This is a genomic window from Arthrobacter sp. TmtSoilC77 (genome assembly GCF_059739415.1).
Genome location: NZ_AP046050.1, coordinates 2,812,668 through 2,839,103, shown reverse-complemented (window position 1 = coordinate 2,839,103; position 26,436 = coordinate 2,812,668). Strand labels below are relative to the sequence as shown.

At 62.2% G+C, this 26,436-nt stretch carries 25 protein-coding genes, 2 tRNA genes and 1 riboswitch; of the genes, 24 read left to right on the top strand and 3 right to left on the bottom strand.

All coding sequences use genetic code 11. The features are described from left to right. The first annotated feature begins 239 nt into the window (after nucleotides 1-239). The 12 genes from AC6I99_RS13040 (at nucleotide 240) to AC6I99_RS12985 (ending at nucleotide 13,366) form a co-directional block, all read left to right on the top strand. Nucleotides 240-3,482: an Rne/Rng family ribonuclease gene (locus AC6I99_RS13040; RefSeq protein WP_497961088.1), complete on the top strand. Its 3,243-nt coding sequence runs from the start codon at nucleotides 240-242 to the stop codon at nucleotides 3,480-3,482. Nucleotides 3,483-3,626: 144 nt separating this feature from the next. Continuing rightward, a riboswitch (TPP riboswitch) is annotated at nucleotides 3,627-3,725 on the top strand. Continuing rightward, nucleotides 3,717-5,273, top strand: a complete 1,557-nt coding sequence (locus AC6I99_RS13035; RefSeq protein ID WP_497961087.1) for a bifunctional hydroxymethylpyrimidine kinase/phosphomethylpyrimidine kinase — start codon at nucleotides 3,717-3,719, stop codon at nucleotides 5,271-5,273. It overlaps the preceding riboswitch by 9 nt. Before the next feature lie 376 nt (nucleotides 5,274-5,649). Next, complete coding sequence (gene rplU, locus AC6I99_RS13030) at nucleotides 5,650-5,958, top strand: 50S ribosomal protein L21 (protein WP_207616561.1); 309 nt, start codon at nucleotides 5,650-5,652, stop codon at nucleotides 5,956-5,958. A 59-nt stretch (nucleotides 5,959-6,017) separates the two neighbouring features. Continuing rightward, nucleotides 6,018-6,281: a 50S ribosomal protein L27 gene (gene rpmA, locus AC6I99_RS13025; protein WP_021470683.1), complete on the top strand. Its 264-nt coding sequence runs from the start codon at nucleotides 6,018-6,020 to the stop codon at nucleotides 6,279-6,281. Nucleotides 6,282-6,414: 133 nt separating this feature from the next. Then, nucleotides 6,415-8,001, top strand: coding sequence for a GTPase ObgE (obgE, locus tag AC6I99_RS13020; protein WP_309929838.1), 1,587 nt, complete (start codon nucleotides 6,415-6,417; stop codon nucleotides 7,999-8,001). Further along, the gene (proB, locus tag AC6I99_RS13015; RefSeq protein ID WP_497961086.1) at nucleotides 7,991-9,139 is read left to right on the top strand and encodes a glutamate 5-kinase; all 1,149 of its coding nucleotides are present in this window, start codon (nucleotides 7,991-7,993) and stop codon (nucleotides 9,137-9,139) included. Before obgE ends, proB begins: the two co-directional genes overlap by 11 nt. Nucleotides 9,140-9,165: 26 nt before the next feature. Continuing rightward, nucleotides 9,166-10,530 carry a glutamate-5-semialdehyde dehydrogenase gene (locus tag AC6I99_RS13010; protein WP_309929835.1) on the top strand — a complete coding sequence of 455 codons (1,365 nt, stop codon included), beginning with the start codon at nucleotides 9,166-9,168 and terminating at the stop codon, nucleotides 10,528-10,530. An 82-nt stretch (nucleotides 10,531-10,612) separates the two neighbouring features. Then, complete coding sequence (locus AC6I99_RS13005) at nucleotides 10,613-10,852, top strand: hypothetical protein (protein ID WP_224090660.1); 240 nt, start codon at nucleotides 10,613-10,615, stop codon at nucleotides 10,850-10,852. 4 nt (nucleotides 10,853-10,856) lie between these two features. Then, nucleotides 10,857-11,543, top strand: coding sequence for a nicotinate-nucleotide adenylyltransferase (gene nadD / locus AC6I99_RS13000; protein WP_224091037.1), 687 nt, complete (start codon nucleotides 10,857-10,859; stop codon nucleotides 11,541-11,543). Nucleotides 11,544-11,550: 7 nt separating this feature from the next. Then, nucleotides 11,551-12,714: a hypothetical protein gene (locus AC6I99_RS12995; protein ID WP_497961085.1), complete on the top strand. Its 1,164-nt coding sequence runs from the start codon at nucleotides 11,551-11,553 to the stop codon at nucleotides 12,712-12,714. A 58-nt stretch (nucleotides 12,715-12,772) separates the two neighbouring features. Continuing rightward, nucleotides 12,773-13,177: a ribosome silencing factor gene (gene rsfS, locus AC6I99_RS12990; protein WP_216925495.1), complete on the top strand. Its 405-nt coding sequence runs from the start codon at nucleotides 12,773-12,775 to the stop codon at nucleotides 13,175-13,177. Between the two features lie 116 nt (nucleotides 13,178-13,293). Further along, nucleotides 13,294-13,366: transfer RNA gene (locus AC6I99_RS12985), tRNA-Ala, on the top strand. Nucleotides 13,367-13,428: 62 nt separating this feature from the next. Here AC6I99_RS12985 and AC6I99_RS12980 read toward each other — a convergent pair. Then, the gene (locus AC6I99_RS12980) at nucleotides 13,429-14,019 is read right to left on the bottom strand and encodes a ScbR family autoregulator-binding transcription factor (RefSeq protein WP_224164527.1); all 591 of its coding nucleotides are present in this window, start codon (nucleotides 14,017-14,019) and stop codon (nucleotides 13,429-13,431) included. 381 nt (nucleotides 14,020-14,400) lie between these two features. Here AC6I99_RS12980 and AC6I99_RS12975 point away from each other — a divergent pair. Next, nucleotides 14,401-14,473, top strand: a tRNA-Ala gene (locus AC6I99_RS12975). Between the two features lie 86 nt (nucleotides 14,474-14,559). Here the strand turns inward: AC6I99_RS12975 and AC6I99_RS12970 are convergent. Next, on the bottom strand, nucleotides 14,560-14,907 hold the full coding sequence (locus AC6I99_RS12970; RefSeq protein WP_497961084.1) for a cupin domain-containing protein: 348 nt from the start codon (nucleotides 14,905-14,907) through the stop codon (nucleotides 14,560-14,562). A 241-nt stretch (nucleotides 14,908-15,148) separates the two neighbouring features. Here AC6I99_RS12970 and AC6I99_RS12965 point away from each other — a divergent pair, with 241 nt between their 5' ends. The 5 genes from AC6I99_RS12965 to AC6I99_RS12945 all read left to right on the top strand — a co-directional run bounded on the left by AC6I99_RS12965 (nucleotide 15,149) and on the right by AC6I99_RS12945 (nucleotide 20,783). Beyond that, on the top strand, nucleotides 15,149-16,279 hold the full coding sequence (locus tag AC6I99_RS12965) for a class I SAM-dependent methyltransferase (RefSeq protein WP_497961964.1): 1,131 nt from the start codon (nucleotides 15,149-15,151) through the stop codon (nucleotides 16,277-16,279). Nucleotides 16,280-16,486: 207 nt separating this feature from the next. After that, on the top strand, nucleotides 16,487-17,686 hold the full coding sequence (locus tag AC6I99_RS12960) for an ROK family transcriptional regulator (protein WP_497961083.1): 1,200 nt from the start codon (nucleotides 16,487-16,489) through the stop codon (nucleotides 17,684-17,686). 32 nt (nucleotides 17,687-17,718) lie between these two features. Further along, the gene (locus tag AC6I99_RS12955) at nucleotides 17,719-19,074 is read left to right on the top strand and encodes an extracellular solute-binding protein (protein ID WP_497961082.1); all 1,356 of its coding nucleotides are present in this window, start codon (nucleotides 17,719-17,721) and stop codon (nucleotides 19,072-19,074) included. Between the two features lie 24 nt (nucleotides 19,075-19,098). After that, a complete protein-coding gene (locus AC6I99_RS12950) occupies nucleotides 19,099-19,968 on the top strand; it encodes a carbohydrate ABC transporter permease (RefSeq protein ID WP_224090647.1) in 870 nt (289 codons plus the stop codon). Then, a complete protein-coding gene (locus AC6I99_RS12945) occupies nucleotides 19,968-20,783 on the top strand; it encodes a carbohydrate ABC transporter permease (RefSeq protein WP_497961962.1) in 816 nt (271 codons plus the stop codon). Before AC6I99_RS12950 ends, AC6I99_RS12945 begins: the two co-directional genes overlap by 1 nt. Here AC6I99_RS12945 and AC6I99_RS12940 read toward each other — a convergent pair. Continuing rightward, nucleotides 20,780-20,983 carry a hypothetical protein gene (locus AC6I99_RS12940; protein ID WP_224090646.1) on the bottom strand — a complete coding sequence of 68 codons (204 nt, stop codon included), beginning with the start codon at nucleotides 20,981-20,983 and terminating at the stop codon, nucleotides 20,780-20,782. The genes AC6I99_RS12945 and AC6I99_RS12940 overlap by 4 nt on opposite strands. A 106-nt stretch (nucleotides 20,984-21,089) precedes the next feature. Here AC6I99_RS12940 and AC6I99_RS12935 point away from each other — a divergent pair, with 106 nt between their 5' ends. From AC6I99_RS12935 to AC6I99_RS12910, 6 genes are read left to right on the top strand one after another with little or no spacing between them, the layout of a single operon-like run. Continuing rightward, nucleotides 21,090-22,115: an AAA family ATPase gene (locus AC6I99_RS12935; protein ID WP_497961081.1), complete on the top strand. Its 1,026-nt coding sequence runs from the start codon at nucleotides 21,090-21,092 to the stop codon at nucleotides 22,113-22,115. Nucleotides 22,116-22,125: 10 nt separating this feature from the next. Continuing rightward, nucleotides 22,126-23,052 carry a DUF58 domain-containing protein gene (locus AC6I99_RS12930; RefSeq protein ID WP_497961080.1) on the top strand — a complete coding sequence of 309 codons (927 nt, stop codon included), beginning with the start codon at nucleotides 22,126-22,128 and terminating at the stop codon, nucleotides 23,050-23,052. Continuing rightward, a complete protein-coding gene (locus tag AC6I99_RS12925; protein ID WP_309929821.1) occupies nucleotides 23,042-23,512 on the top strand; it encodes a hypothetical protein in 471 nt (156 codons plus the stop codon). The genes AC6I99_RS12930 and AC6I99_RS12925 overlap by 11 nt, the downstream gene beginning before the upstream one ends. After that, a complete protein-coding gene (locus AC6I99_RS12920; RefSeq protein ID WP_497961079.1) occupies nucleotides 23,503-24,546 on the top strand; it encodes a vWA domain-containing protein in 1,044 nt (347 codons plus the stop codon). Before AC6I99_RS12925 ends, AC6I99_RS12920 begins: the two co-directional genes overlap by 10 nt. Further along, nucleotides 24,543-25,574, top strand: a complete 1,032-nt coding sequence (locus AC6I99_RS12915) for a vWA domain-containing protein (RefSeq protein WP_497961078.1) — start codon at nucleotides 24,543-24,545, stop codon at nucleotides 25,572-25,574. Before AC6I99_RS12920 ends, AC6I99_RS12915 begins: the two co-directional genes overlap by 4 nt. Beyond that, nucleotides 25,571-26,278, top strand: a complete 708-nt coding sequence (locus AC6I99_RS12910) for a hypothetical protein (RefSeq protein WP_497961077.1) — start codon at nucleotides 25,571-25,573, stop codon at nucleotides 26,276-26,278. Before AC6I99_RS12915 ends, AC6I99_RS12910 begins: the two co-directional genes overlap by 4 nt. Nucleotides 26,279-26,436: the final 158 nt, after the last annotated feature.

Here is a 26,436-nt window from a genome sequence, read left to right as displayed (position 1 = left end):
TGCCCGGATCACGTGATCCTCGGTAAGCCCGCCATGACAATGGACGGCACCTGGTTGTGGCAGCAGAACAACGGGTTTCAGAGCAAAGCTACCGGCCTTCCAGGGCTGCCGCACCCCAATGATGGTGCGAACCGGAAGGAATACTACCGACTTCTGTCAACGCCTGAGGGTTTTGACAAATATTTGCCCCACTGGGCGCCGGATGTGGCGGCGTCGCTGGGGCAGGAGTGTTGCCACATATGGATAATGACCAGGTTGTAGCCGTTAATGAAGAGGCAGCTCCCGCGGAAACTGCGGAAGCGCCCAAAAAGACCACCCGGACACGGCGCAAGGCTGCGCCCAAAGCAGTGGAAACAGCCAGCGCTGAGGAAGCCACCGGTACTGAACAAGCCACCGGCACTGAACCGACCGAAGCGGCTGTGAAGGCGCCGGCGCGCCGTACCCGTGCGCGCAAGACAACGGTGCCTGCCGAGCCCCTCCCGGGTTTTGATGATCAGGCCGGAGTAGCGTCCCAGCCGGAAACCGATGCCGAACCTGCCCCCGAAAAGCCGGTCCGCCGTCGTCGGACTACCAAGCCCAAGGACGTTGAGGCAACGGTCAGCGCGGAGGCGCCAGCCCCCGAAGCGTCTTCCGCCGTGGAAGCCGTTGAAGAAATCACGACGCCGGATGCGGGGTCCCAGCCTGCGCCGGCTACCCAGGGCGACCTTCCCGTGGAGGGCGACGTTCCCGCCGAGGAAGAGGCCGAAGCTGCCGAGGAGTCCGCCCCCGGTTCAACGTCGTTGTTCCTGGAACCTGTCTCCATTACGTCGATGATCTTCCAGGCCCCTGATCTGAGCACCGTTGCCCGCCACGCCGTAGAAGAAAAGGCCGAAGAGTCTGAAGCAGAAACTCCGGAAGCCGGGTCAACTGACGAGCTGGAGGATTCCAGCAGCCGTCGTCGTCGCCGTAGCCGTGGCCGGCGTGGCCGCCGCGGGACTGAACGCGATGAGACCGATTCCGAGGACGGCGCTGAGGCTGAGGATGAAGAAGATGCTCCGGTAGCGGAAACGCTCGAAGAGGGCGTCACGTCGCGTCGTCGTCGGCGTCGCCGCCGGGGTGATCAGGACCTTGAACTGACTGGCGGCTCGGACGATGACCCGCCCAACACGGTGACCCGTGTCCGCGCGCCCCGCCCGATCACTGAGACGGCCCCGTCAAACCGGGTTACCAGTGTTAAGGGTTCCACCAGGCTAGAGGCCAAGAAGCAGCGCCGCCGCGAGTCCCGCGAGACCGGACGCCGCCGCCAGGTGATCACAGAGGCTGAGTTCCTTGCCCGCCGTGAGTCCGTGGATCGCCAGATGATCGTCCGCCAGCGCGACGATAGAATCCAGATTGCGGTCCTTGAAGACGGCGTGTTGGCCGAGCACTTTGTGTCCAAGACCCAGCAGGATTCGCTGATCGGCAACGTGTACCTGGGCAAGGTCCAGAATGTTCTGCCGTCCATGGAAGCTGCCTTCGTGGACATCGGACGCGGGCGCAACGCCGTTCTTTACGCCGGCGAAGTCAATTGGGACGCCGTCAATCTCGAGGGACAGCCGCGCCGGATCGAGAATGCCCTCAAGTCCGGTGATTCTGTCCTGGTGCAGGTGACCAAGGATCCTGTTGGCCACAAGGGCGCGCGCCTCACAAGCCAGATTTCCCTTCCGGGCCGCTACCTTGTGTACGTGCCTGGCGGTTCCATGACCGGCATCTCGCGCAAACTGCCCGACGTCGAACGCAACCGCCTCAAGCGCATCCTCAAGGATCGTTTGCCTGAGAACGCCGGCGTCATCGTGCGCACAGCCGCTGAAGGTGCCTCCGAGGAAGAACTGACGCACGACATCAACCGTTTGCGCGCCCAGTGGGAAGGCATTGAAGGCCAGGCGTCCTCCACCAAGGTGCTGGCACCCGAACTGCTCTACGGCGAACCTGACCTCACTATCAAGGTGGTCCGGGATGTCTTCAACGAGGACTTCTCCAAGCTGATTGTGTCCGGCGACGACGCGTGGGACACCATTGAGGCTTACGTCACCTATGTTGCTCCCGATTTGGTGGGCCGCCTTGAAAAGTGGACCAAGGACCAGGACATTTTTGCGGCCTGGCGGATCGACGAACAGATCCACAAGGCCCTGGAGCGTAAGGTCTTCCTGCCGTCCGGCGGTTCGCTTGTCATCGACCGCACCGAGGCCATGACCGTCGTGGACGTCAACACAGGTAAGTTCACCGGCAGCGGTGGAAACCTTGAAGAAACCGTCACCAAGAACAACCTTGAAGCGGCCGAGGAAGTAGTTCGCCAGCTGCGCCTGCGCGATATCGGCGGCATCATTGTCATCGACTTCATCGACATGGTCCTTGAATCCAACCGTGACCTGGTACTCCGCCGATTGGTGGAATGCCTGGGCCGTGACCGCACCAAGCATCAAGTGGCTGAGGTGACGTCGCTTGGCCTGGTGCAGATGACACGCAAGCGCATGGGCACAGGCCTGCTTGAAGTGTTCGGTGAGCAGTGCGAGCACTGCGCCGGACGCGGCGTCGTCACCCATGATGAGCCCGTGGAACACCGACGCGCCAACGTAGTTGCCGCCGAGCACCACCGTCCACACACAGAACCGCAGCAGCCTGCTGCCCGGAATGAACGCAAGCGTCGCCGTGGGAAAGGTGGGGGAGCGGTAGCCGAGGAACCAGTCTCCACCCACAGCACCGCTGCCGCCCCGGTAGCTGCGCCAAGTGGCAAGGAGTCGGTTGACCCCGTTCGCCAGGCGAAGGCCGAGGCGACCAGGGCGGCTCTTGCCACCATCGCCGCTGCAGCGCATGCCGCGCACTTGCACGACGACGAAGTTCACCGCGCGGAGGAACTGGCACGCGCAGCCGGTCAGCATCACGACACGGCTGAATCCGTGTCTGATACGGCAACCGGCGATGCCGGGGGAGCGGCCGCAGCTGATGCCGCCAGCCATGAAGCAGCGGTTCGGGAGGCACGGTCCACGCCCGTTTTGCGCTTCGGCGGCGAAGAAGTGGCGCTTCCATTCGTGGAGCACCATGAGGAACCGTCTGCGGGCAAGCCGGCCATGAGCCTGGACCTGCTGGCGGAGGCGTTCTCGCACCTCGGTGCTGCACCGGCTGCCGAGGAAAACACTGTGGATACGGTTTCCGGACCTGCCACGGCTTCCGAAACTTCCGCTGCCTCCGCTGCCACTACCTCCGCTGCAAGTGCTGCGGCCACCGACGGTCAGAACGATCGTTCTTCGCGTTCGCGTGGAAGTCGAGGCCGAAGGAACCGTAGCGCGAGCAGGGCACAGGGTGCCGCAAACGAAACCAGCGTGGAGCACCACGAGGTAACTGCCGCAGCCGCGGGTGGAACGGCCCACGAGGCCAAAGCGCCGGCAGCGGAAGAGCCTGCCAAAAAGAAGGCAGCTGACGAGCCCATCATCCTCGGCGTAGGAGTTCCAGCTTCGGAGTTGTAAGCACGTCAGCACTGATGACGTGTTGAAAGAGTCCCGCAATATCCGATGTCGTCGGATACTGCGGGACTCTTTTGTCGCCGGCAGTCACATCCATGCACCCAAGCAGGCCGGTTCCCGGACCGCTGGACTTCCCGGCTACGCTAGGAAACTGACACGGGGTGCCGGGCGCTGGGCCTGGCTGAGATCCAGACCCGTTGAACCTGTCCGGTTAGCACCGGCGAAGGGATGTCCATCATGGCTTCATTGTCCAGTTCCCCTGTCTACCCCCTTGACCCCGCCGGTAGCGTTGGCGGACCCGTGGCTGCCCGGCAACATCCGCGGGTGCTTAGCATTGCCGGTTCGGATCCGTCCGGAGGCGCAGGGATCCAGGCAGACCTGAAGAGCATTGCTGCGCACGGTGGTTACGGAATGGCTGCCATCACGGCGCTCACGGCACAGAACACCCTTGGAGTCAGTGCAGTCCATGTTCCGCCCGTGGAGTTCCTGCGCCAGCAACTGGACGCCATCAGCAGCGATATTGAGATTGATGCCGTCAAGATCGGGATGTTGGGTGACGCGTCCGTCATCCACGAAGTCCGCAGCTGGCTCGAAGACGTGCGTCCCGCCGTCGTGGTCCTTGACCCGGTGATGGTGGCCACCAGCGGCGACCGGCTTCTGCGTGGGAACGCCGAAGCCGCGCTTCGCAGCCTCCTGCCTTTGGCGGATCTCGTTACCCCCAACCTTCCCGAACTGGCTATGTTGCTGGGGGAGCCTGACGCCCCGGACTGGGCCACTGCCCTTGACCAAGGCAAGCGTCTGGCTGCCGAATGTGGAACGACCGTCCTGGTGAAGGGTGGCCATTTGGCAGGAGCGGAATGTCCTGATGCCTTGGTCAATACGAGCGGCTTGCTGCGGCAGGACGTTATCGAGGTGGCCGGTCCCCGCGTGGATACCCGGAACAGCCACGGAACGGGCTGTTCGCTCTCCTCGGCATTGGCCACGGTGCAGGCCCGCAGAGGTGACTGGGAAGCGTCACTGCGGGAGGTTAAGCCGTGGCTGCTGCAGGCCCTTTCTGCGGCCGACGGGCTCGACGTGGGCAGGGGCAGCGGGCCGATCCAGCACTTTCACCATCTGGAGCCAACACGGAATCCTGCTGGCCGGTCCGGCGATTTTGCCGCGCGACTTTGGGCGGAAGCCACGCCGGAGTTGGACGCAATCTACGGCCTGGCGTTCATCCAGGGCCTGCAGTCGGGGAGGCTCTCTGAGCCCGAGTTCAACTACTACCTTGCCCAGGACGCCATCTACCTCAACGGCTATTCCCGGGTTCTGGCCCGCGCCGGTGCCCTTGCCCCCACTGAGGAAGAGCAGCTCTTCTGGGCCAAGGCGTCACAGACCTGCCTTGAGGTCGAGTCCGAGCTTCATCGGAACTGGCTGAGCACGCGCCCGGCTCCGACGCAGACCGGACCCGTGACCAAGTCGTACGTGGACCACCTCCTGGCCACTTCCGCGTCCGGCAGTTACGCTGTGTTGCTCGCAGCAATCCTGCCCTGTTACTGGCTGTACGCGGAGGTAGGCCGGCAACTCCACGCGGCCTACGTGGATGCAGGCGCACCCGGCGACCACCCGTACGCCGACTGGTTGAAGACCTACGCCGACGAGGAGTTTGCTGCCGCAACCCGCAAAGCGATCGACCTTACGGACGCAGCCGCCCTCAAGGCCTCTGCGCAGGAACGCGAGGCCATGGTTGAGGCCTTTACACACTCTTGCCGCTACGAGACGGCCTTCTTTGATGCGCCAAGGCTCTTCGCCTGAGTTCGATTTCCGTGGTTTCTGCATAGCCGATCGACGAAACTCCCGCGCGTCGCCAGCCAGATCGCAGCATTCCCGCCCAAACCCTGTAGGCTGTATGGGCACGGTGCCGGGAGAGTCCGTTACAACTGGTGATGCAAGTCACCCGATAGCCTCCGGACCCGGCCTCATTTGCAGCTGAAGGTCAAACTAGCGTAATCTTGATCTTCGGTGCTTACGCCAACACTTGGGTTATGCCCCTTGGAATTGTTCATGGGATGACTCGCGGGCTTCGATCTGAAGTCCACGGCGTTGAGGCACAGCGCGAACCAAGCCTGATTCCGGTTCAAGGTTCCGCACGCAAATTTAGTAAGAAACGTCGAGAGAAGTGAGTACCCAAGTGGTGTACGCGATTGTCCGCGCAGGCGGCCGCCAAGAAAAAGTTTCCGTTGGAGACTACGTAACGCTTAACCGCGTCCCCGGTGGAGCCGGCAGCACGCTTGAGCTGCCCGCCTTGCTCCTGGTTGACGGCGACAAGGTCACGTCCGCTGCTGCGGACCTGGCCAAGGTCAAGGTCACGGCTGAGATCCTTGAGGACCTTCGCGGTCCCAAGATCGTCATCCAGAAGTTCAAGAACAAGACCGGCTACAAGAAGCGCCAGGGTCACCGTCAGGAACTGACCAAGATCAAGATCACGAGCATCAAGTAACTTTCGTTACTCTGTTCAGATTTTCAGTTTCCCCAGAAATTTAGAGGCAGGCATTTCACATGGCACACAAAAAAGGCGCGAGCTCCACTCGCAACGGTCGTGACTCCAACGCACAGCGCCTCGGCGTCAAGCGTTTCGGTGGCCAGGTAGTTTCCGCAGGCGAGATCATCGTTCGCCAGCGCGGAACCCACTTCCACCCCGGTGCAGGCGTCGGCCGCGGTGGCGACGACACCCTGTTCGCACTCGAGGCCGGTGCGGTTGAGTTTGGTACTCGCCGCGGACGTCGCGTAGTGAACATCGTTGCTGCTGCAGCTGCAGAGTAACAACAAGTTCTGAACCGGTGGAGCGGGCCAAACGGCCCGCTCCACCGTTCTTTTAACCGCATTACAATCGATTAGGGCGCCCATGGCGCTCTGGTTTATGCAACAGCGCTGGCAACAGCAAGAGGAGATTCACGTGGCGAGCTTTGTAGACCGGGTAGTCCTGCACGTATCCGGCGGAACCGGCGGCCACGGCTGTGTCTCTGTCAAGCGGGAAAAGTTCAAGCCTCTCGGTGGACCCGACGGCGGCAATGGCGGCAACGGCGGAGACGTCATCCTTAGGGTGTCGGCGCAGACCACCACCTTGCTTGACTACCACCACGCCCCCCACCGCCACGCCACCAACGGTGGCCCTGGCATGGGTGATTGGCGTGGCGGCAAGAACGGCGAAACCTTGATCCTCCCCGTGCCGGACGGCACCGTGGTGAAGACGAAGGACGGCGAGGTCCTCGCTGACCTCGTGGGCGAAGGCACGGAGTATGTTGCCGCGGCAGGTGGCCAGGGCGGTCTCGGAAACGCCTCACTGTCCTCGCAGAAGCGGCGCGCGCCCGGCTTCGCGCTACTGGGCATTGAAGGCGAATCCAGCGACATCGTCCTGGAACTGAAGTCCATCGCCGACATCGCGCTGGTCGGATTCCCCTCCGCTGGAAAATCCAGCCTCATTGCGGCCATGTCCGCTGCCCGGCCAAAGATTGCCGACTACCCCTTCACCACCCTCATTCCCAACCTTGGCGTCGTCCAGGCCGGCGACATCCGGTTCACCATCGCCGATGTGCCCGGCCTGATCGAAGGCGCCAGCGAGGGCAAGGGCCTTGGCCACAACTTCCTGCGCCACGTTGAACGCTGCGCGGCCCTGGTTCACGTCCTGGACTGCGGAACCCTGGAATCGGACCGTGATCCACTCTCCGATCTGGCCATCATTGAGGCGGAACTGGAGAAGTACGCCGTGGACATGAGCTACGCCGGCGTAGACGGCGAAGTAGTGCCGTTGAACGAGCGTCCCAAGCTTGTTGTCCTGAACAAAGTGGATCTTCCGGATGGCAAGGACATGGCGGAGTTCGTTCGTCCGGACCTCGAAGCACGCGGCTACCGTGTGTTCGAAGTCTCGGCAACCAGCCACGAGGGCCTGCGCCAGCTAGGCTTCGCAATGGCGGAGATCGTCAAGGCTGCGCGGGATGCCGTAGAGACTGCCCCTCCCAAGGTTGCCCCGCCCATCCTTCGTCCGCGCGCCGTCAACGAGAGCGGATTCCGGATCCGCCGCGAGGAAAAGAACCTCGAGCCGCTGTTCCGCGTGTTGGGCGAGAAGCCTGTCCGCTGGGTCAAGCAGACCGACTTCACCAACGAGGAAGCCATTGGCTACCTGGCCGATCGCCTGGCCAAGCTGGGCGTCGAGACGGAGCTCTTCAAGGTTGGAGCGAAGCCCGGCGATACGGTGGTCATCGGCGAGGAAGATGGCGTGGTCTTCGACTGGGAGCCCACCATGATGGCAGGCGCCGAGCTCCTGGCGACTCCCCGTGGTACCGATATCCGCGTCGCGGACATCGGCGACCGTCCCACACGTTCGCAAAAGCGCGATGAACAGCTTGAGCGCCGGGAAGCGAAGGCTGCCGCCCGTGCTGAACTCGAAGCCGAGCGCAAGGCTGGCATCTGGACTGAGTCCGTCAGCCGTCGTCGTGCCCAGCCCGTAACGGAAGGCCACCTGGATACCGGTGATGACGACTAGGACTGTCGAAATTCCGGACGCAGAGGTTCTTGAGCGCCAGGCCCTGGCCACCGCCAAGAGGATTGTTGTCAAAGTGGGCTCGTCCTCGCTGACCAGTATCAAGGGCGGCATTTCCGAGAAATCGCTGACTTCGCTGGTTAATGCGCTGGCTGACAAGCGAAATGCCGGTACTGAAATCATCCTGGTTTCTTCGGGCGCCATCGCGGCAGGTCTTGCCCCGCTGGGGCTCGCCAAGCGCCCGAAGGACCTCGCTACCCAACAGGCTGCGGCAAGCGTGGGGCAGGGCCTGTTGATGGCGCGCTATACGCAAGCTTTCAGCGCGCACGGCGTCACGGTCAGCCAGGTCCTGCTGACAGCTGACGACCTCATGCGCCGGACGCAACACACCAATGCTTTCCGTGCCCTGGACCGCCTGCTGAACCTCGGTGTCGTTCCCGTCGTCAATGAGAACGACACCGTGGCAACCCATGAGATCCGTTTTGGGGACAACGATCGCCTCGCAGCCCTGGTGGCACACCTGGTGCGCGCCGACGCACTCGTGCTGCTCTCCGACGTCGATGCCCTGTACGACGGTCCACCCTCGCACGGCGCCAAGCGCATCCCCTTGGTTCGTGGTCCGCAGGACCTCCAGGACGTGACCATTGGCAAGGCAGGCAAAGCCGGTGTAGGTACCGGCGGCATGATGACCAAAGTGGAAGCGGCGTCCATTGCTGCCGGGTCAGGGATCCACGCGCTAGTGACTTCGACGCCCAATGCTGCAGCTGCCTTGGCAGGGGAGGACGTAGGAACGTGGTTCGCCGTCAACGGCAGCCGCAAGCCCGTCCGGCTCCTGTGGCTGGCTCACCTGGCAACGGTTCACGGGCGCTTGATGCTCGACGACGGCGCGGTGAAGGCAGTGCGCGACCGGCATAGGTCACTCCTGCCCGCGGGGATATCGGACGTATCCGGGGACTTCGAAGCCGGCGACCCCGTTGAAATGGTGGCTTTGGATGGAACAGTGATTGCCCGCGGCCTGGTGAACTATTCCTCGGAGGAGCTTCCCCGCATGCTTGGACGCTCCACCCAGGAACTCGGCCAGGCAATGGGCCGCGGATACGACCGCGAAGTTGTTCATGTTGACGACCTCGTACTCCTTTAGGCTGCGCCCTCATCTAAACTTGGAGCATGACTGAAGCGCTGACCCCTGACGCCCCTGTGATTTCCGACGTTTCCGGTGCCGCCGGCCAGACGCCGGAGAACCCTGTGGCAGGTGGCGCTCCGTTGTCGCCGGAAGATGTCCAGGCTGCCGTCCATGCCATTGCCGACCGCTCCCGCAAGGCCGCACGCCGTATGGGTCAAGCCAACCGCGCGTGGAAGGACCGCGCCTTGCGCGCTATTGGTGCGGCCCTTCAGGAGCGCCGGAAGCACGTGCTGGAAGCAAACGCCAAGGATGTTGCCGCAGGGCGTGCCAACGGCACATCGGCCGCTCTCCTTGACCGGCTGACACTGACACCTGCCCGCATCGATGGGCTGGTTGCTGCTTTGGAGAACCTGGCTGGCCTGCCGGACCCCGTAGGCAACGTGGTCCGTGGCCAGACGCTGCCCAACGGCTTGCGCCTGCGCCAGGTCAACGTCCCCATGGGCGTCGTTGCTGCTATTTATGAAGCCCGCCCCAATGTCACGGTGGATATTGCCGGACTCGCGCTTAAGAGCGGCAATGCCGTCATCCTGCGGGGTGGTTCCGCTGCAGCGAACACCAATGAGGCCCTGGTGCAGATCCTTCGGGAAGCCCTGGACTCTGTTGGCCTGCCTGCCGATGCTGTGCAGACCGTGGACCAGTACGGCCGCGAGGGCGCCAACGTGCTCATGCGTGCCCGTGGCCGCGTTGACGTCCTGATTCCCCGCGGTGGACGGGACCTTATCCAGACTGTCGTGACCAACTCTGCCGTGCCTGTTATTGAAACGGGTGAAGGCAATGTGCATATCTTCATCGACGAATCGGCCAATGAAGAGATGGCGGTTGACATTCTTTTGAATGCCAAGACCCAGCGTCCCAGCGTCTGCAACACCGTAGAGACCCTTCTTGTACACTCGGGCTCCACCGTGCTGCCTGCCGTTGCCGCTGCACTTCGCTCTGCCGGAGTCACCCTCCACGTCGATGAGCGGATTGCTGCCGCTTTGGGCAAGGACGTTGAAACCGTTCCGGCCGACGACGACGATTGGGCCACCGAGTACATGGACCTGGACCTTGCCGTTGCCATGGTGGACAACCTCGATGATGCCGTCAATCACATCCGCAAGTGGACCACCGGGCACACCGAAGCGATCCTGACGAACAACCTGGCCAACGCCGAGAGATTCATTGCTGAAATCGACTCGGCTGCCGTCATCGTCAACGCCTCCACGCGTTTCACCGACGGCGGTGAGCTCGGCCTCGGAGCAGAAGTGGGTATTTCCACCCAAAAGCTGCACGCCCGTGGGCCCATGGGTCTGACCGAACTCACCACCACCAAGTGGATCGTGCAGGGCGAAGGCCAGATCCGCAGTTAGCTACGCGGTAACATAGAACAGAAGTCCGGAACGGCGGGGAGTCCCGCCGTCGAAAATCCTTGAGAACCAACTAGGGGAGAAGATGCTGTTTCAGCAGATCGCCACGTCCATAGCAGCCCAAACAGAAGGCGGCCACGAAGCGCCTGCCCCGCTCTGGGCCGAGCCGTGGGTCTTCGGAGTCAGCATGTTTGCCCTCCTGCTGGTTTTGATGTTCGTTGCCCTCTCCTACACCAACCTCGGCAACCGTCACGAGGCTGTGGAAGAGCACTCGGATCCGCACCGCCAGCACCCGAACAAGCACACCCACAAGCAGGGCCACTAACATTATCGCCGCAACTCCGCGCGGGGAGTCGGAGCGCAGGCTCCGGCTGGGCGTGATGGGTGGAACTTTTGATCCCATCCATCACGGCCACCTTGTGGCTGCAAGTGAGGTTGCCGCCAAGTTCGATCTCGACGAAGTCGTTTTCGTGCCTACTGGCCAACCTTGGCAGAAGTCCAGCAAGCAGGTCAGCAAACCCGAGCACCGTTATTTGATGACCGTGATCGCCACGGCCTCAAACCCGAGGTTCACGGTGAGCCGGGTCGATGTTGACCGTCCCGGACCCACTTACACCATCGACACCCTGCGCGATCTAAGGGCCCAGCGACCCGACGCTGATTTGTTCTTCATCACTGGCGCTGACGCCTTGGCCCAGATTCTGTCCTGGAAGGACGTTGACGAACTCTGGTCTTTGGCGCACTTCGTTGGTGTAACGCGCCCTGGCCACGAACTGGACGGCATGGGCAGGGAAGACGTCAGCCTCCTGGAAGTTCCAGCCATGGCGATCTCCTCAACGGATTGCCGGACACGCGTAGGTGCCGGGAACCCCGTTTGGTACCTCGTGCCCGATGGCGTGGTGCAGTACATCGCCAAGTATGGTCTGTACGCCCCGCACTCCGGGACTGCGCGGCCAGGGACAGGGGAGCTGGCCCCCGCATTATCCGGATCAGACGACCAAGCACGTACTGAATGAGTTTTGAATGAGCAGCCAGGAACAGCGACCCATCCGCAGCAGGCGTGAGCTTCGCCGCGCCCGCGAAGAGAACCAAGAGCCGCAGGCAGAAGCTACACCACACAAAGTAGTAGACGCCGCGGAGAATGCTGTAACTGGCCGGAATCGTCGGGCGGCGGATGCTCCCGTAGATGCAGTGGGTACCACCGCGCAGCAGCGGTCCTCCCAGATCCGCGCCCGCGACCGCGCAGCTTTGCGCACCATCAAAGAGCTTGCGGACAAGGAAGAGCAGCTCTCCGGCGGTGGACCACCAACACGTCGCCAGCTTCGACTGCAGCAACTCCAGCAAGAAGTGGCCACGTCTGCGAACCCCATCGTCCCCATGCCGGGCGGGAAGCCAACGGACAAACCAGCCGGCCATCCCGTGGATACCAAGGCCGCCGCTGAGGGTTCCGATGGGGTTCCGGCACCCAACACTGGTACTGCCGAATCTGAAATGTCTGTAGAGCAGGCACTTGCGGTCCGTGAACTGATCGCTGCCCAGGTCCAGAATCAAACCGCCAAGCTTGAGCACATTGCCGAGCAGGATCCCCTGGCTGTCGATCCTGAGGTCCTCGCCCAGCAGATTGCCCTCGCCGAACGAGCTGCAGTGCTGAACAAGCGGGCAGCGGCCAAACAGAGGCTTGCCGAACAGAACCAGGCTGAAGCCAAGGCCCCGGCAGCGGGCGTGTCCGAGGGGAAGAAGTCGTCGGGAGTCTCAGTGGGCCCCTCCACTGCCAACAATCTCGCCATGGTCACGCCGCTGGAGTTCGTCAAGGTGCCCGGCATTGAACGTCCGGTCATGAAGCGCCCCAGTACCACTTTCGTGCCTCTCGTGACCTCGTCGGGTCCCACTCTTGATGCCGGCAAAGCGCCGGCGAACGGAAAGGGCACGCGTGGCCGTTCGGGTGTTCTCGCCCGTGCCGAAGCTGTGGCAAGGAACGCCCGGAAGCGGCCGGCCGCCGTCGACGAACAGCTTGAAGAAACACAGCGTCCGCCGATTTCTGCCAGCGCGGCCTATGGACTGGACCCCCTGGACGCCAATACGGCCGGCCTGGCGCGGGCCCAGCGCAACAGGTTGCTGCAGTTCGGCGTCCTGGCGTTGGGTGTTGTCGCGCTCATCGTCGGCATCATCATGATTACCAGCGGCTAATTCCGCTAGAACCCGGCTAACGCCATTTACAGGCCAACGGCCACAACAAGGAGTCCCCGTGTCTGCACATGAACAATCCATTACCCTCGCCCGTCACGCCGCGCGTGCGGCGGCTGACAAGCTTGCTGAGGACATCGTTGCGCTTGACGTCAGCGAGCGGCTCGCCCTGACTGATGTCTTCCTGATTGCCTCTGCGCCCACTGAGCGCCAGGTCAATGCCATCGTTGACGGCATCGAGGAAGAGCTGATGAAGCAGGACCTTCGCCCGGTGCGGCGTGAAGGCCGTTCCGAAGGCCGTTGGGTGCTCTTGGACTACGCCGACATCGTCATCCACGTCCAGCACGCAGAGGACCGCGTTTTCTACGCCTTGGAGCGCCTTTGGAAGGACTGCCCCGTAGTTGACCTTGAACTGGGGGATGACGCCTCGGCAAAGGCTGCGCCAGCAGGGGAATCAGAGCTCTAAACATGGGCCGGCATCCGAATATGCCCGATTTGGAATTTTCGGAAACGCTGTTCTAAGATATTTGAGTTGCTTCGGCGCGGATGGCTGGAAAGTCGATCGTGGAGCAGCAAGAATATGGGGCTGTGGCGCAGCTGGTAGCGCACCTGCATGGCATGCAGGGGGTCAGGGGTTCGAGTCCCCTCAGCTCCACTCTTAAGGTTCTGCCCTTCTTCGGGATGAAGAAGGGCAGGGCCTTTTTTGTGTGGTTCGGCCTAGCTGCCAGCGCCGGCTTCGATTGCCGGCAGCATGAATTCCCACATCTCGTCAATGCGGCGAAGTACGTCCGTGCGGGCAGTCAGGACGTTGGACACCATCTGGACTCCGGTGAAGGAGGCAACCAGATAGCGGGCAAAGGCGGCGGGCTCCAGCGTGGGCCGGACAGCCCCTTCGGTTTGGGCTTGGCGGAGCAGTTGCTCCACTGTTTCTATCCAGTCCTGGTAGGGGCCCGAAATATCGGCATCAAAGGCGGAGGCTTCGAACGTCAGGCGGATCCCGCCTTGGACAATCGCTTCGTCAAGCAGCTGCCGGCCGAACATCCGGCACAGTCCAATGATCTTGTCCAGGGCAGTCATGTTTGAGCCCACGATGCCCGCACCCGCCGCGAGGACCAATGCATGCTGCTCCTGGATGACGGCCAAAGCCAGCTCCCGCTTGGACGTGAAGTGGAAGTAGAGCGCCCCTTTGGTGACTCCGGCACGCTTGGTGATGTCGCTCAGGCTTGCATTGCCGTACCCGACCTCCGCGAAGACATGGGCGGCGCCTTCAATAACGGAAAGGCGGGTGTCTTTCGCGCGTTGCTGCATGGGCGGTGGGGGAGCCTCTCACTTGTTTCACTGTGGGACGGCCAGTAGAACGCGCCGCCGGACCCCACAACGCTACCACCGTCCATACGTTAGGGCCCGTAAAACCGACTGAACGGTTTGGTTTATTCTTTCGGTGATTCTAGACTTCAAGAGGAGTCGCGCCGGGCCTTGGCCCAAGGGACTCCGCGTGGCCGTTTGGGGGGAGGTGCGGTGGAGCGATCCAGCGCACCCCGGCTGCGGGGGAGTGCAGGGCAGAAATGCCCGCTCATCGCCGTGAGGCGTATCACGCTCCCGTGATTTCGCTTCTCGGGGGATTGTGGTTAGTATTGACGAGTTGCTTCGGCGGGAAGGGAAATCTTCCTGAAGAAATCAACAAGATCCGGGGCTGTGGCGCAGCTGGTAGCGCACCTGCATGGCATGCAGGGGGTCAGGGGTTCGAGTCCCCTCAGCTCCACTTCGGATAAAAGACCCCGCTCGGGTGAGCGGGGTCTTTTGCTTTCTGGTCCCGTGGCGGGATTCGTGGGTTGGCGGGACGGATTCCTATTCCTGGCGGACGCCGAACTCGGCTGCACTGAGGAATTCGATGCCTTGGAAGGGCTGATCGCCCACCACCCGGGCATGGTGTCCCGGTGGGATCGAATAGGAGTCACCGCCGGAAATACTAACCTGGGCGCCATCGTTGGTTTCCACCTCGAGGGAGCCGGAGACGCAGAAACCTACATGGCTCAATTGGCAGGATTCGGTTCCGACTACGGGTTTGATGCAGTCGTCCCAAGTCCAGCCGGGTTCAAAGGTGGTCCGGCCGATTGTGTATTCTCCGACGGTGACGACTTCCACCTTCGTCTTGTCCGGGGTGCGCGTTTCGTCGGGGGAGTTGTGTGATTTCACTTGGAGTTGCGTGACAACATTGACACTCATGGTTCGCTCTCAGGAAGGGAGCCGGTTAAGTGTGGTCCCGGGGCCTGGCTCGTCGGTTGGGCGGGACCGGTGCCTGCCGTCGGACGGGTTTGGGTTCGCAATCCGTCGCGACAACAGGTGCTTGGCATGCTGCATCATCCACATTCCTCCGAACGCACCATGAAGTCGAGACACTAAAGCGAACGAATTTTAGGAAAGTGGGAACGCGATGGTGGCCGAACTGGAACTGGAGCCGTTGTTCGGCGGGCTGCGCAGGTTCCCCGATGTCGAGGCGGACAACCTCCAGGCATACGACGCCACGGATCGCCTCCTCCTTGAAACCGCCGTGGACTATCTCCGGCCGGAAACAAGGATGGCTGTCATTGGCGACCGGTACGGTGCCCTGACACTGGGCGCTTTGGTGGGAAACGGCGTCGGGCATGTCCGCGTCAACCAGGACCTCTACACCGGAAGGCTGGCGCTCCAGCACAACGCGGAAGCAGCCGGCCTGCAAGGTCTGTTCAGCACCCATGAATTGGGCAAGGAGCTCCTGGCGGGCGCGAACCTGGTGCTGATGCAGTTGCCGAAATCTCTGGCGGAGCTGGAGGAAAACGCCGACGCCGTTGCCCGCTATGCGGCGCCGGATGCCGTATTGCTCGCAGGAGGCCGCGTCAAGCACATGTCCTTGGGTATGAACGGGGTGCTTGAGCGCTATTTCTCCTCCGTGCAACCGCAGCTTGCGCGCCGGAAATCAAGGGTGCTGGTGGCAAGCAATCCCAAACCGGTGTCCACCGACCCTCCCTACCCGGTGGTGGAACAGCTACCGGAACTGGGGATCACGGTCTGCGCTCATGGTGCTGCTTTTTCAGGTGCGCGCCTTGACATCGGAACCCGCTACCTCCTGACCTTCCTGGACCGTATGCCGGAAGCTCGACGCGTGGTGGATCTGGGGTGTGGGACAGGCATTCTTGCCACGATGTTTGCACGGCACCAGCCCACAGCGGGCGTGGTGGCCACTGATCAATCCGCGGCGGCTGTGGCATCAGCAATGGCCACGGCAGCAGCCAATGGGCTGGGTGACCGGGTTTCCGTGATCCACGACGACGCCATGTCCACGTTTGATCCAGGCAGTGCGGATCTTGTCCTGCTGAATCCACCGTTCCACCTGGGAGCAAGCGTGCATGCCGGCGCTGCCCTGAAGATGTTCCAAGCGGCCGCGCGCGTTCTCGCGCCCGGCGGTGAACTGTGGACTGTGTACAACAGCCATCTGCAATACCGACCTGCCCTTGAGCGCCTCATAGGTCCCACTGTGGAGGAAGGCCGGAACCCGAAGTTCACGGTGACGCGGAGTCGTCGTGGATGAGCGGACCGTCGCTCTCACATAGAATTTAGTGTCATCGTTACCAAGCCCTGACTCCGGTGCCTGCGTGTGCGCATACCCCTGTGAGCGTGGGTATCGTACGATTCAGACAAAGACGAAGTACCATGATGTTTTTTCAAAAATGACTTAGGGGAATCAGTGACTGAGATCCGGCAGCCCACACCGAGGCGCGGAACGAATCTACCCCGCATGGGTGACTTCAATCTGACGGTCATTCTCGAGGCGATCCGGAGGTCCCCGGGCGGCCTCAGCCGTGTTGAACTGGCACAGATTGTTGGCCTGTCCCCCCAGACCATTTCCAATATTTCCCGTCGCCTGCTTGACCAGCACCTGATTGTGGAAGCAGGCAAGGAGGGGACAGGCCCAGGCAAGCCACGGACCATCCTGCGGCTGAACCCATCGGGAATGTATGCGGTGGGCGTCCACCTTGACCCTGCAGTCATCACGTTCGTTGTCCTGGACCTCCTGGGCGATGTCGTCAGGCATTCGCGGATGGCCACTCCCGGTGGTGACCCGGCGGCAGTGATCGCGAGCATCGCCCAGCAGATCAAGGTCCTCATTGAGGAATCGGGCGTGGATGCATCCAAGATTGCCGGGCTCGGCGTTGCCGTCCCGGGCCCGATCGACCTCGACGAAGGTTCCGTTGTGGAGCCGCCGCTGTTGACTCGATGGAACCGCGTGCGTATCCGTGAGGCCCTCACGGAGGCCACCGGCCTGGAGACGCTGGTGGACAAGGACGTAACGAGCGCCGCAGTGGCCGAAACCTGGGCCGGCGGTGCCAGCGGTGCCGGCAGTTTCGTCTTCATGTACATGGGCACCGGTATTGGTTGCGGCATTGTCCTGAACGATGAAGTGGTCCGTGGAACGTCCGGTAACGCGGGCGAGATCGGCCATATCATCGTTGATCCGATGGGGCCCCAGTGTGACTGCGGCCTCCGTGGTTGTGTGAAATCCTCGTGTATCCCGCAGGTCCTGGTGGCCGAGGCGGAGGCGGCCGGTGTGCTTGACAGCCATGGCGAGGATGCAGATGGGCCGCAGGTGCAGGAACGTTACGCCTTGTTGTGCGACAAAGCCGACGCCGGCGATGAAAAAGCCATTGCCATCCTTGATAAGTCAGCCACCCTCGTGGCCCGTGCTGTCTCGGTGGTGACCAACACCCTTGACGTGGAACGCGTTGTGTTCGGCGGTCCTTTCTGGGGGCGGATGTCAAAGTACTTCCTGGAGCGTGTCCCGGCCCTCATCGCTGAAAACAGTGCGGCCCGCATGATCCACGTTATTGAAGTTGTGGGTTCCGGGGTAGGCGAGGATGTCGGCGCTATTGGTGCGGCGTGCCTCGTCCTGGAGCACACACTGGCACCACGCGCCCAACGGCTACTGCTGGAGGGCTAACTACTCAGCCACGTTGACTCGATTGGAGCAAAATGCGCCGCCCCATGAGGTTTGCCACCGTCCTACCCGTCGTAGCCGCTCTTCTCGCTGCAACAGCTTGTTCCTCGACGCCGCCAACTGCCGAGAACAAGACCTTGAAGATCGTCTACCAGAAATCTGACTCCTTTACGGCACTGGATGCTGTGATGCAGGACGCCAAAAAGGAATTCGAGGCAGCCAATTCGTCGGTGACGGTCAATCTCGAACCGATCCAAGCCAACGACGACGACTACGGCACCAAGCTCGCCCTCGCCCAGCGCTCCCCGGACACCGCGCCGGATGTCTTCTATGAGGACACGTTCAAGGTGCGTTCCGACGTCGACGCTGGTTACCTCCTCAAGCTGGACAGCTATCTTGAAAAGTGGGACGACTGGTCCAAGTTCAACGAAGCGGCCAAAGCAGCGGGTCGGGCCGATGACGGAAGTATCTACGCTGTGCCCCTGGGCACTGACACTCGTGCCATCTGGTACAACAAGGCGGTGCTGCAGAAGGCCGGAATTCAAGTTCCCTGGCAGCCCAAAACGTGGGAAGACATCCTGTCCACGGCACGTGCCATCAAAGCCTCAGATCCAACCGTGATTCCCTTCAACATGTACGCCGGCAAGGGTACCGGCGAGGGCACTGTCATGCAGAGTTTCTACGAACTCCTCTACGGGACAGACAGCACTCTGTACGACGAAAAGGAAAAGAAATGGGTGGTGGGCTCCCAGGGTTTTACTGACTCGCTGGCCTTCCTGAAGACCCTCTACGACGAAAAACTTGCAGTGAGCCCGGCCGAAGCCCTCGACGCAAATGTCTGGAAGAAGGTCTTTGGCGAGTGGTTCCCGCAGGGCAAACTCGCTGCAACCGTGGAAGGTTCGTATACGCCGTCGTTCTGGCAAAAGGGCGGGGCCTATGAGTGGGCAGGCTATGAGCAGGACATGGGTGTGGCCATGTTCCCCACGAGGAACGGACAGGAACCGGGCGGCGTCAGCATGTCCGGTGGGTGGACCCTTGCAGTTGGTGCCAAGAGCAAGAACGCTGAGCTTGCGTTCAAGTTCCTCGCCACCGCGCTGAACAAGAAGAATGCCTTGGCCTTTGACGTTAACAACTCCCAGATAGCGGTGCGAACGGATGTTGCATCGGAATCGAGCTACCTTTCGGCGAATCCGTTCGTGAAGGATGTCTCGGAGTTGGTGAAGGTGACGCATTACCGCCCGGCAACCGCAGATTACCCGAGGATCTCGACGGCGGTCCAGGTCGCCACCGAGTCTGTCATCACTGGAAAGCAAAGCCCCGAAGATGCCGCAGCGGAGTATGACGCCACGGTGCGCAAGCTCGTTGGTGATGACAAGGTCCTGGAGAGATGACATCAAAGAAATGACAGCAGGGAAATGACGATTCGCCGCTACCTGCGGCTGCTGCCGGTTGTTCCGTCCGTTCTCCTGCTCCTGCTGTTCCTGCTTGCCCCGGTGGTTTGGTCCTTCTACGCGTCGTTCACCAATGCCGCTCTTTCAGGCCGGGCGGCCCGGGATCCACAGTGGGTGGGGCTTGAGAACTACGTGCGGATGTTCAGCGATGACTCGTTTCCACTGGCGGCATGGCTGACTGTTGTTTTCGTCGCAGCCTCGGCCGTGCTCGGCCAGAATGTGCTCGGCCTGCTCATCGCGCTGCTCATGACGCGCTCACGCAGGGCAGTTTCCTCGTGGGTGGGAACAGTGGTGGTAGCGGCCTGGGTACTCCCCGAGATTGTGGCTGCCTTCGCGGCCTATGCCTACTTCAACCGTGACGGCACACTGAATCAGATGCTTGCTTTCTTTGGCGGGCAGGGGCCGGACTGGCTGTACACGTTCCCGCTGGTCGCGATTATCCTTGCGAACACGTGGCGGGGAACGGCCTTCTCCATGCTGGTGTACAGGGCCGCCCTCGCGGACGTGCCACAGGACGTCTCGGAAGCTGCCTTGATGGATGGTGCGCAAGGCTGGCAGCGCCTGGCATTCATTACGTTGCCACTGATCAGGAGCAGCATCGCCACAAACCTGATGCTGATTACCCTGCAGACGTTGGCCGTGTTCACTCTTATTTGGGTGATGACGGCCGGCGGCCCGGCCAATGCCAGTACTACCCTGCCGGTGTTGGCCTACCAAGAGGCCTTCAAATTCGGGGATATTGGCTATGGCACGGCCGTTGCTTCGGTATTGATTGTTTTGGGAGTAGTCTTCGGCGCCGTCTACGTCCGGCTGCTCAGGGAGCAGAAGCCGTGATGTCCAGGCCGCGGTTTGCGGCAGATATCGCTCTGGCCGTGATCGGTTTCTGCTTTGTGGCGCCATTGTTGTGGTTGCTGCTGGCCGCCGTCGATCCTCAGGCCGGTTATCAGACCGCGCTGCCGTCAGCGCCGTCGATGGAGAATTTCGGCGCGGTGCTCACACCGGAACTGTCGTACCAGCCCCTGGCCAACAGTTTCCTTCTTTCAGCGGGAACAGCAGCGGTCAACCTGGTGGCAGCCGTCCTTGCCGCATATCCGTTGTCCCGCTACCAGTCCAGGTTCAACAAGCCGTTCATGTACTCGGTGCTGTTCGGGACGTCCTTGCCCGTGACGGCCATCATGGTGCCCGTCTATGGTTTGTTCGTCCAGCTCCAGTTGCTCGATTCCATGGTGGCAACCATATTCTTCATGGCTACAACCACCCTGCCGATGGCCATCTGGATGATGAAGAACTTCATGGACTCCGTTCCCTTGGAACTGGAGGAGGCGGCGTGGATGGACGGTGCCTCAAGCATGACGGCCTTGCGCGCGGTGGTGCTGCCTCTCATGAGGCATGGCTTGGGCGTAGTGTTCATCTTCGTCTTCATACAGGCATGGGGAAACTTCTTCGTCCCGTTCATCCTGTTGCTTTCCACGGCGAAGCAACCAGCCGCGGTGTCCATCTTCAGCTTCTTTGGCCAGCACGGTGCCATAGCTTATGGACAGCTCGCGGCGTTTTCCATCCTGTACTCAGTGCCGGTGCTGTTGCTATACGTGCTGGTATCCCGGAGCGTGGGCAGCTCTTTCGCGTTGTCCGGCTCCGTGAAGGGCTAGTCGATGTCTTCGACTATTTCACCGTAGGGTATCGACTCGTCCAGATGAGCCTGGTGTCCGGTGGGCCCTGTGTTGTAGGTGATCCGGACTCCGTGCCTCTGGTCTGCCGCGGACTGCAGCAGAACTGGACGAACGGCGTCGATGACACGCTGGCTTTGGCCGTTGAGATACTGCTCATAGCGGGCTGGTAGCTGATGCATGGCAAAAGAATAGACCCCTGAAGTCCACATGGGGAGGGCTCTCCATTGCGGGCTTGTTCACGGAAGGCTTGGATAGAGTGGATTCACGCCAGCGAGGGGACCACAGGTGCTTCAGAACACAGCCGCGACCGGAACCGATGCACCGGACGGGATCGATGCACAAGATTTGGCCCGCGCACAGCAGCTCGTCGGCAGCATTAGCCGCAGCTTTGAGACCAAGGTGGTGGGCCAGTCGAGGCTGCAGGAAACGCTGCTGATCGGCCTCCTGACCGGGGGACATGTCCTTTTGGAGAGCGTTCCGGGCCTGGCCAAGACCACAGCGGCGCAAGCTCTTGCGGACTCCGTGAGTGCGGATTTTCGCCGGATCCAATGCACTCCGGACCTGTTGCCCAGTGACATCGCCGGCACCCAGATATTTGATGCGGCCAAAGGCACGTTCGTCACCCAACTGGGACCCGTTCACGCGAACATTGTGCTGCTTGACGAGATCAACCGTTCCAGCGCCAAAACGCAGAGCGCCATGCTGGAGGCGATGCAGGAACGGCAAACGTCCATCGGTGGCGAGTCCTATGCTCTGCCCGAGCCTTTCCTCGTGCTGGCAACGCAAAACCCGATTGAGCAGGAGGGAACCTACCGCCTTCCGGAAGCACAGATGGATCGCTTCATGCTCAAGGACGTCCTGGACTATCCGAGCCCGGCGGAGGAAGCCGAAGTCATCAGGCGCATGGATGCCGGGGTGTTCAGCACAGCGCAGAAGCCACCCGCAGCCGCTTCCCTTGACGCCATTGTCCAGGTGCAGGAACTCGTCAGGAGGGTTTACGTTGATCCTGCCGTCGTCCAGTACATCGTTGGCCTGGCCTATGTGACCCGTCATGCCTCCCAGTACCTGGAGCCCCGATTGGCAAACCTCGTCGAGTTCGGTGCAAGTCCGCGCGCGAGCATTGCCTTCAGTCAGGCGGCGAGGGCATTGGCACTCCTTAGCGGGCGCGACCACGTCATTCCCGAGGACGTCAAGAAACTGGCCCACAGGATCCTGCGCCACAGAATAGTGCTCGGGTTCGACGCCGTGGTTGAAGGGACCCCGGTGGAAACCATCATTGACGCAGTGCTCATGTCAGTGCAGACGCCGTAACGGACACCGAATGCCGAGCCTCCTCCGACGCGTGAAGTCGAAGATGTTCATCTTCGCCCATCGCAGGACCCTCACCATGTTGGATGGCGAATACGGTTCTGTCTTCAAGGGCCGCAGCCTGGACTTCGACGAATTGCGCTCATACGTACCCGGCGACGAAGTCAGGGACATCGATTGGAAAGCCACTGCCCGCCACGGATCACCCCTGGTGAAACGCTATGTGGCCGTCCGCCGTCATTCGGTGCTGTTGCTCGTGGACACGGGACGGAACATGGCAGCCCACGCAGCCTCGGGTGAATCCAAAAAAGACATTGCCGTTGACGCTGCCGGAGTACTGGGCTTTCTCGCCTGCAGGCATGGGGACGACGTCGGACTCCTGCACGGCTCGGCCGCCACTTCCCGCTACCTCCCGCCCCAATGCGGTGAAGAGCACCTGGAGCGGTTGCTCCGGGAAGTGGATGCCGGCATTTCCCTGGATGGGCAGGCGAGCGCTATCACTGAGCAACTCGACTACGCGCTGAGGTTCCTGAAGGGCCGACTGCTCATTGCCGTTCTCGCTGATGAGTTTATGCCCGACGCCCGCACCGAAATGCTGCTCCGGCGCCTGAGGGCCCGGCACGAAGTCCTCTGGCTCACTATCCTCGACGCCCGCATGGCCGCGGAACCGGGGCAACCGGCGTCTACGCAAGAGGCCAGCATCGACGTCGGGAACGGCCTGCGGATCCCTGCGGCGGTGGCGCGGAACAGCGTTGTTCGCGCCGCCTATGCCAGCGCAATGCGGAAACGAAGGGAGGAGCGCAGCGTCTTCTTCCGCAGGCTTGGCATTGCTGAGCAGCCGGTTGGCGCCACCGTCGATGTCCTCCCGGCGGTGTTCGCGCTCCTGGAGAAGCACCGCTCGGGTGCGAAGTCCGCCAAGGGCAGCAACCGTGCAGGATAACGCCGGCTTCTATGCACCCCTTCAATATCAGCAGCTGTGGCTATGGCTGGGCTTGGTGCTCCTGCTGCTCGTAGCGTGCTGGTACGGATGGATCCTGTGGCCCGACCACAAGGCAACACCAAAAACACCTGTAGGCGGGCACAGGACGCCTCACGATCTGGAAGCGCTGCGGGCAACCTGCCTCTCAGCAATAGATACCCTCGAAAGAGAAGCCGACGCCGGCCGCCTCCCCGGGCGGGACGCCCACCAGCGGCTCAGCCTCCTCGTGCGCGAATTCGCGGGTGCGGCCACAGGCCTTCCGGCCACCTCCATGACACTGGAAGAATTACGCCGCAACGGACTGGATCAGGTCGCCGTGGGTATCGCCCTGATCTACCCCAACGAATTCGCGCCAGTGGCCTTGCAATCCGTTCGGGACTCCGCCAGGACCGCACGCCAGGTGGTACAGGCGTGGAACTGACCTTCTGGTGGATTCTTCCCCTCGCTGCCCTGGCACTGCTGATAGCCGCCCGGCTGTTGATCCGGCGTCGGCGGCAAATGGGCAGACCAGTGGCACACGGCGAGCGCCTCACGGACCTTCCCGAGTACCAAAGAGCGCTGCGGCGGTACAAGGCCACGTTGGTCCTCGCCATGGCCTTGGGTGCGTTGTTTCTGGCGGCCACAGCCACAGCCGCGGCAAGACCTGCCCAGCGCACCACGGAGCAGCCCGACATCCGGAACCGGGACATCGTCCTCTGCCTGGATGTTTCAGGATCCATGACCAGTACGGACGCTGCCATCGCCAAAGTGTTCCAGGAACTCGCCCGGGAATTCGATGGCGAGCGCATCGGCATGGTCATCTTCGATAGCAGCAGCGTCCAACTGTTCCCGCTGACAGACGACTACGACTACGCCGCCGAACAGCTCACCGCAGCCCGGAAGGCACTGGACAGCGGGGCAGGATCCTTCTTCGATGGGACATGGAACGGTGGAGGATCCTCCCTGATCGGCGATGGCCTGGCATCCTGCGTGCAAAGCTTCCCGGACATTGAACCAGGGTCGGGGTCAGATCCGGGGGCAGGGTCAGGGCCGGCATCCACGTCCGGCAACGCCAAGCGCTCGCGGTCTGTTGTGCTGGCCACCGACAACTTCCTCTCCGGGGACCCCATCTTCACCCTGCAGCAGGCCGGGGAGCTGGCCCGGAGCAAGAACGTCAAGGTTTATGCCCTGAACCCCTCGGACTTTGACTACGCCGGCGACTTTGACTACGGAGATCAAGCAGATCAGCCAGGCGGCCAACTCAAGGCGGTTGCCGAAGGAACCGGGGGCAGCTACTTCGCCCTGGACAGTCCCGACGCGGTGCCCGGGATAGTGCAGAAAGTGCAGGAGACCGAAGCCAGCAGCTACCGGGCCGCGCCCCTGGTTGCCGTGAGCGATAGCCCGGCGCTGCCGCTTGGGGTCGCGCTGCTGGCAGGTGCCGGAATGGTGATCCTGGGATGGAGGCTGGACCAGTGACTCTTCTGCCAATTGTTCCGTGGGCGCTCCTCGCTGCCATGGGGGTCGCCGTCGTCGCCCTCACCCTGTGGGCCATCATTCGCGGGCCGGGACGCGGCAGCACAGTACGCGGCAGCACGGGACCAAAAGGGTCGGTGCGGCCGGCGGCCGTCCGGGGCGCCGCCGTCGTGCTTCTGGTCCTTGCCGCACTGCGACCGGGTTGGCCCGGCAGCGAAGTGAGGACCGCCGTCGCGGACGTGGACGTCTTCTTCGTTGTCGATACCAGTACCAGCATGGCAGCGGAGGACTACAACGGCGCAGGAACCCGCTTGTCAGGGGCGACGGGCGACATGATGGCGATAGCCAGGGAACTAGCGGGAGCCAGGTTTTCCCTCATCACTTTCGACAACAAGGCGACCGTCCGCATGCCGTTGAGCCAGGACGCCACAGCGCTGCAAACCGCCGTGACAATACTGCAGCCGCAAAACCCGCGGTACGCCAACGGCAGCAGCATTACGGGCGCGGGAGCGTTGCTCAAGGAAAGGCTCGCGGCCGCCCGGGAGCAGCACCCAGGACGTCCGGCATTGGTCTTCTACGCCGGGGACGGCGAGAACACGGCCGCCGAGGCGCCAGTGCCGCTGGCGGTGGATGAGAGCAGCGTCAGTGGGGGAGCCGTGCTGGGTTACGGCACAGGGCAGGGTGGCCGGATGAAGGACCCCTCGGACACTGAAACCGGGTACCTGCAGGACAAGGGCTCAGGCCAGGACGCGGTGTCCAGGATCGACGAAGGGCAACTGAAAAACATCGCAAGCCAACTCAATGTCCCATATGTCCACCGGACCGGGAACCAACCCACGTCCGACATGCTTGCCAAAGCCCAGCCCGGCGCCCTCACGCCCACCAACGACGATGGACCCGGCCGCGTGGAACTTTACTGGCTCCTGGCGCTCGCCGGATTCCTGCTGGCCCTTCACGAACCCGTTCGTCATCTCATCGCGCTGAGGGAAGTGCGGAGCTTGCCCTCGAGGGCCAAGGAGCCACTGGCATGAAGAATGCTCGACGCCGGAGACGCCGCCTCGCGCTGTGGTCCGCTCCGCCGGCCCTGCTGGCGCTCGCCGTGGCGGCGAAGCTCCTCAGCGTGGGTGCCTTGGGCGGGGACGCCGCACATGCCTTCGAAACGGCCGACCAGGACCGTGCGGCCAGAGCCGCGTCCTGGCTGCATGTGGCGAACCTGGTGGAGCCGCACAAAGCCTTCTTCGCATCAGGCGACGCCCACGTTTTGGCCGGCCACTTCACGGCGGCACGGAAGGACTTCGAGGCTGCGTTGGATGCCGGCGCCGGCGAGGACGAATGCCAAGTGCGGGTCAATCTGGTGTTGAGTGTCGAGAAACTGGGCGATGCTGCCCTGTCGGCAGGCAATCAGCAGATGGCAGCCACGTTGTTTCGTGAAGCGCTGGACCTCATCGATTCCTCACCTAGCCAGTGTGCGCAGGAGGGACCCGGAAATTCGTCCGGAGAGGGGAGGGCTTTGGACTCAGCGGCCGATCGTCTCAAAGCCAAGATAGCTGCGGACTCGGACGGAAGGGCCGGGGGGAAGCCAGCCAAGGACACGCCGCCTGACCAACAGCAGGAGCAACTGCAGAAGCTGGGACAGAGCGCGCAACAGGCCCAACGGGAGCGGGCAGAAGGGCAGCAACGTGAGGAGTACCTGCGGGGCCCCGGGAATGAGTCCGGCCTAGACAAGCCCTGGTGAGCCATTCAGCGAACAAAGTTCACAAACCCTTCTTCATGGATCGTAAAACTGCGTCTTAATTCGGTGGCAAAGTTGAACCGCTCGCTGCCCACGACCTAGAGTCGTAAACAAGTTACCGTGGTAACGTGTCAGCGATCCTCCGTTGGATCCGCCCCGCA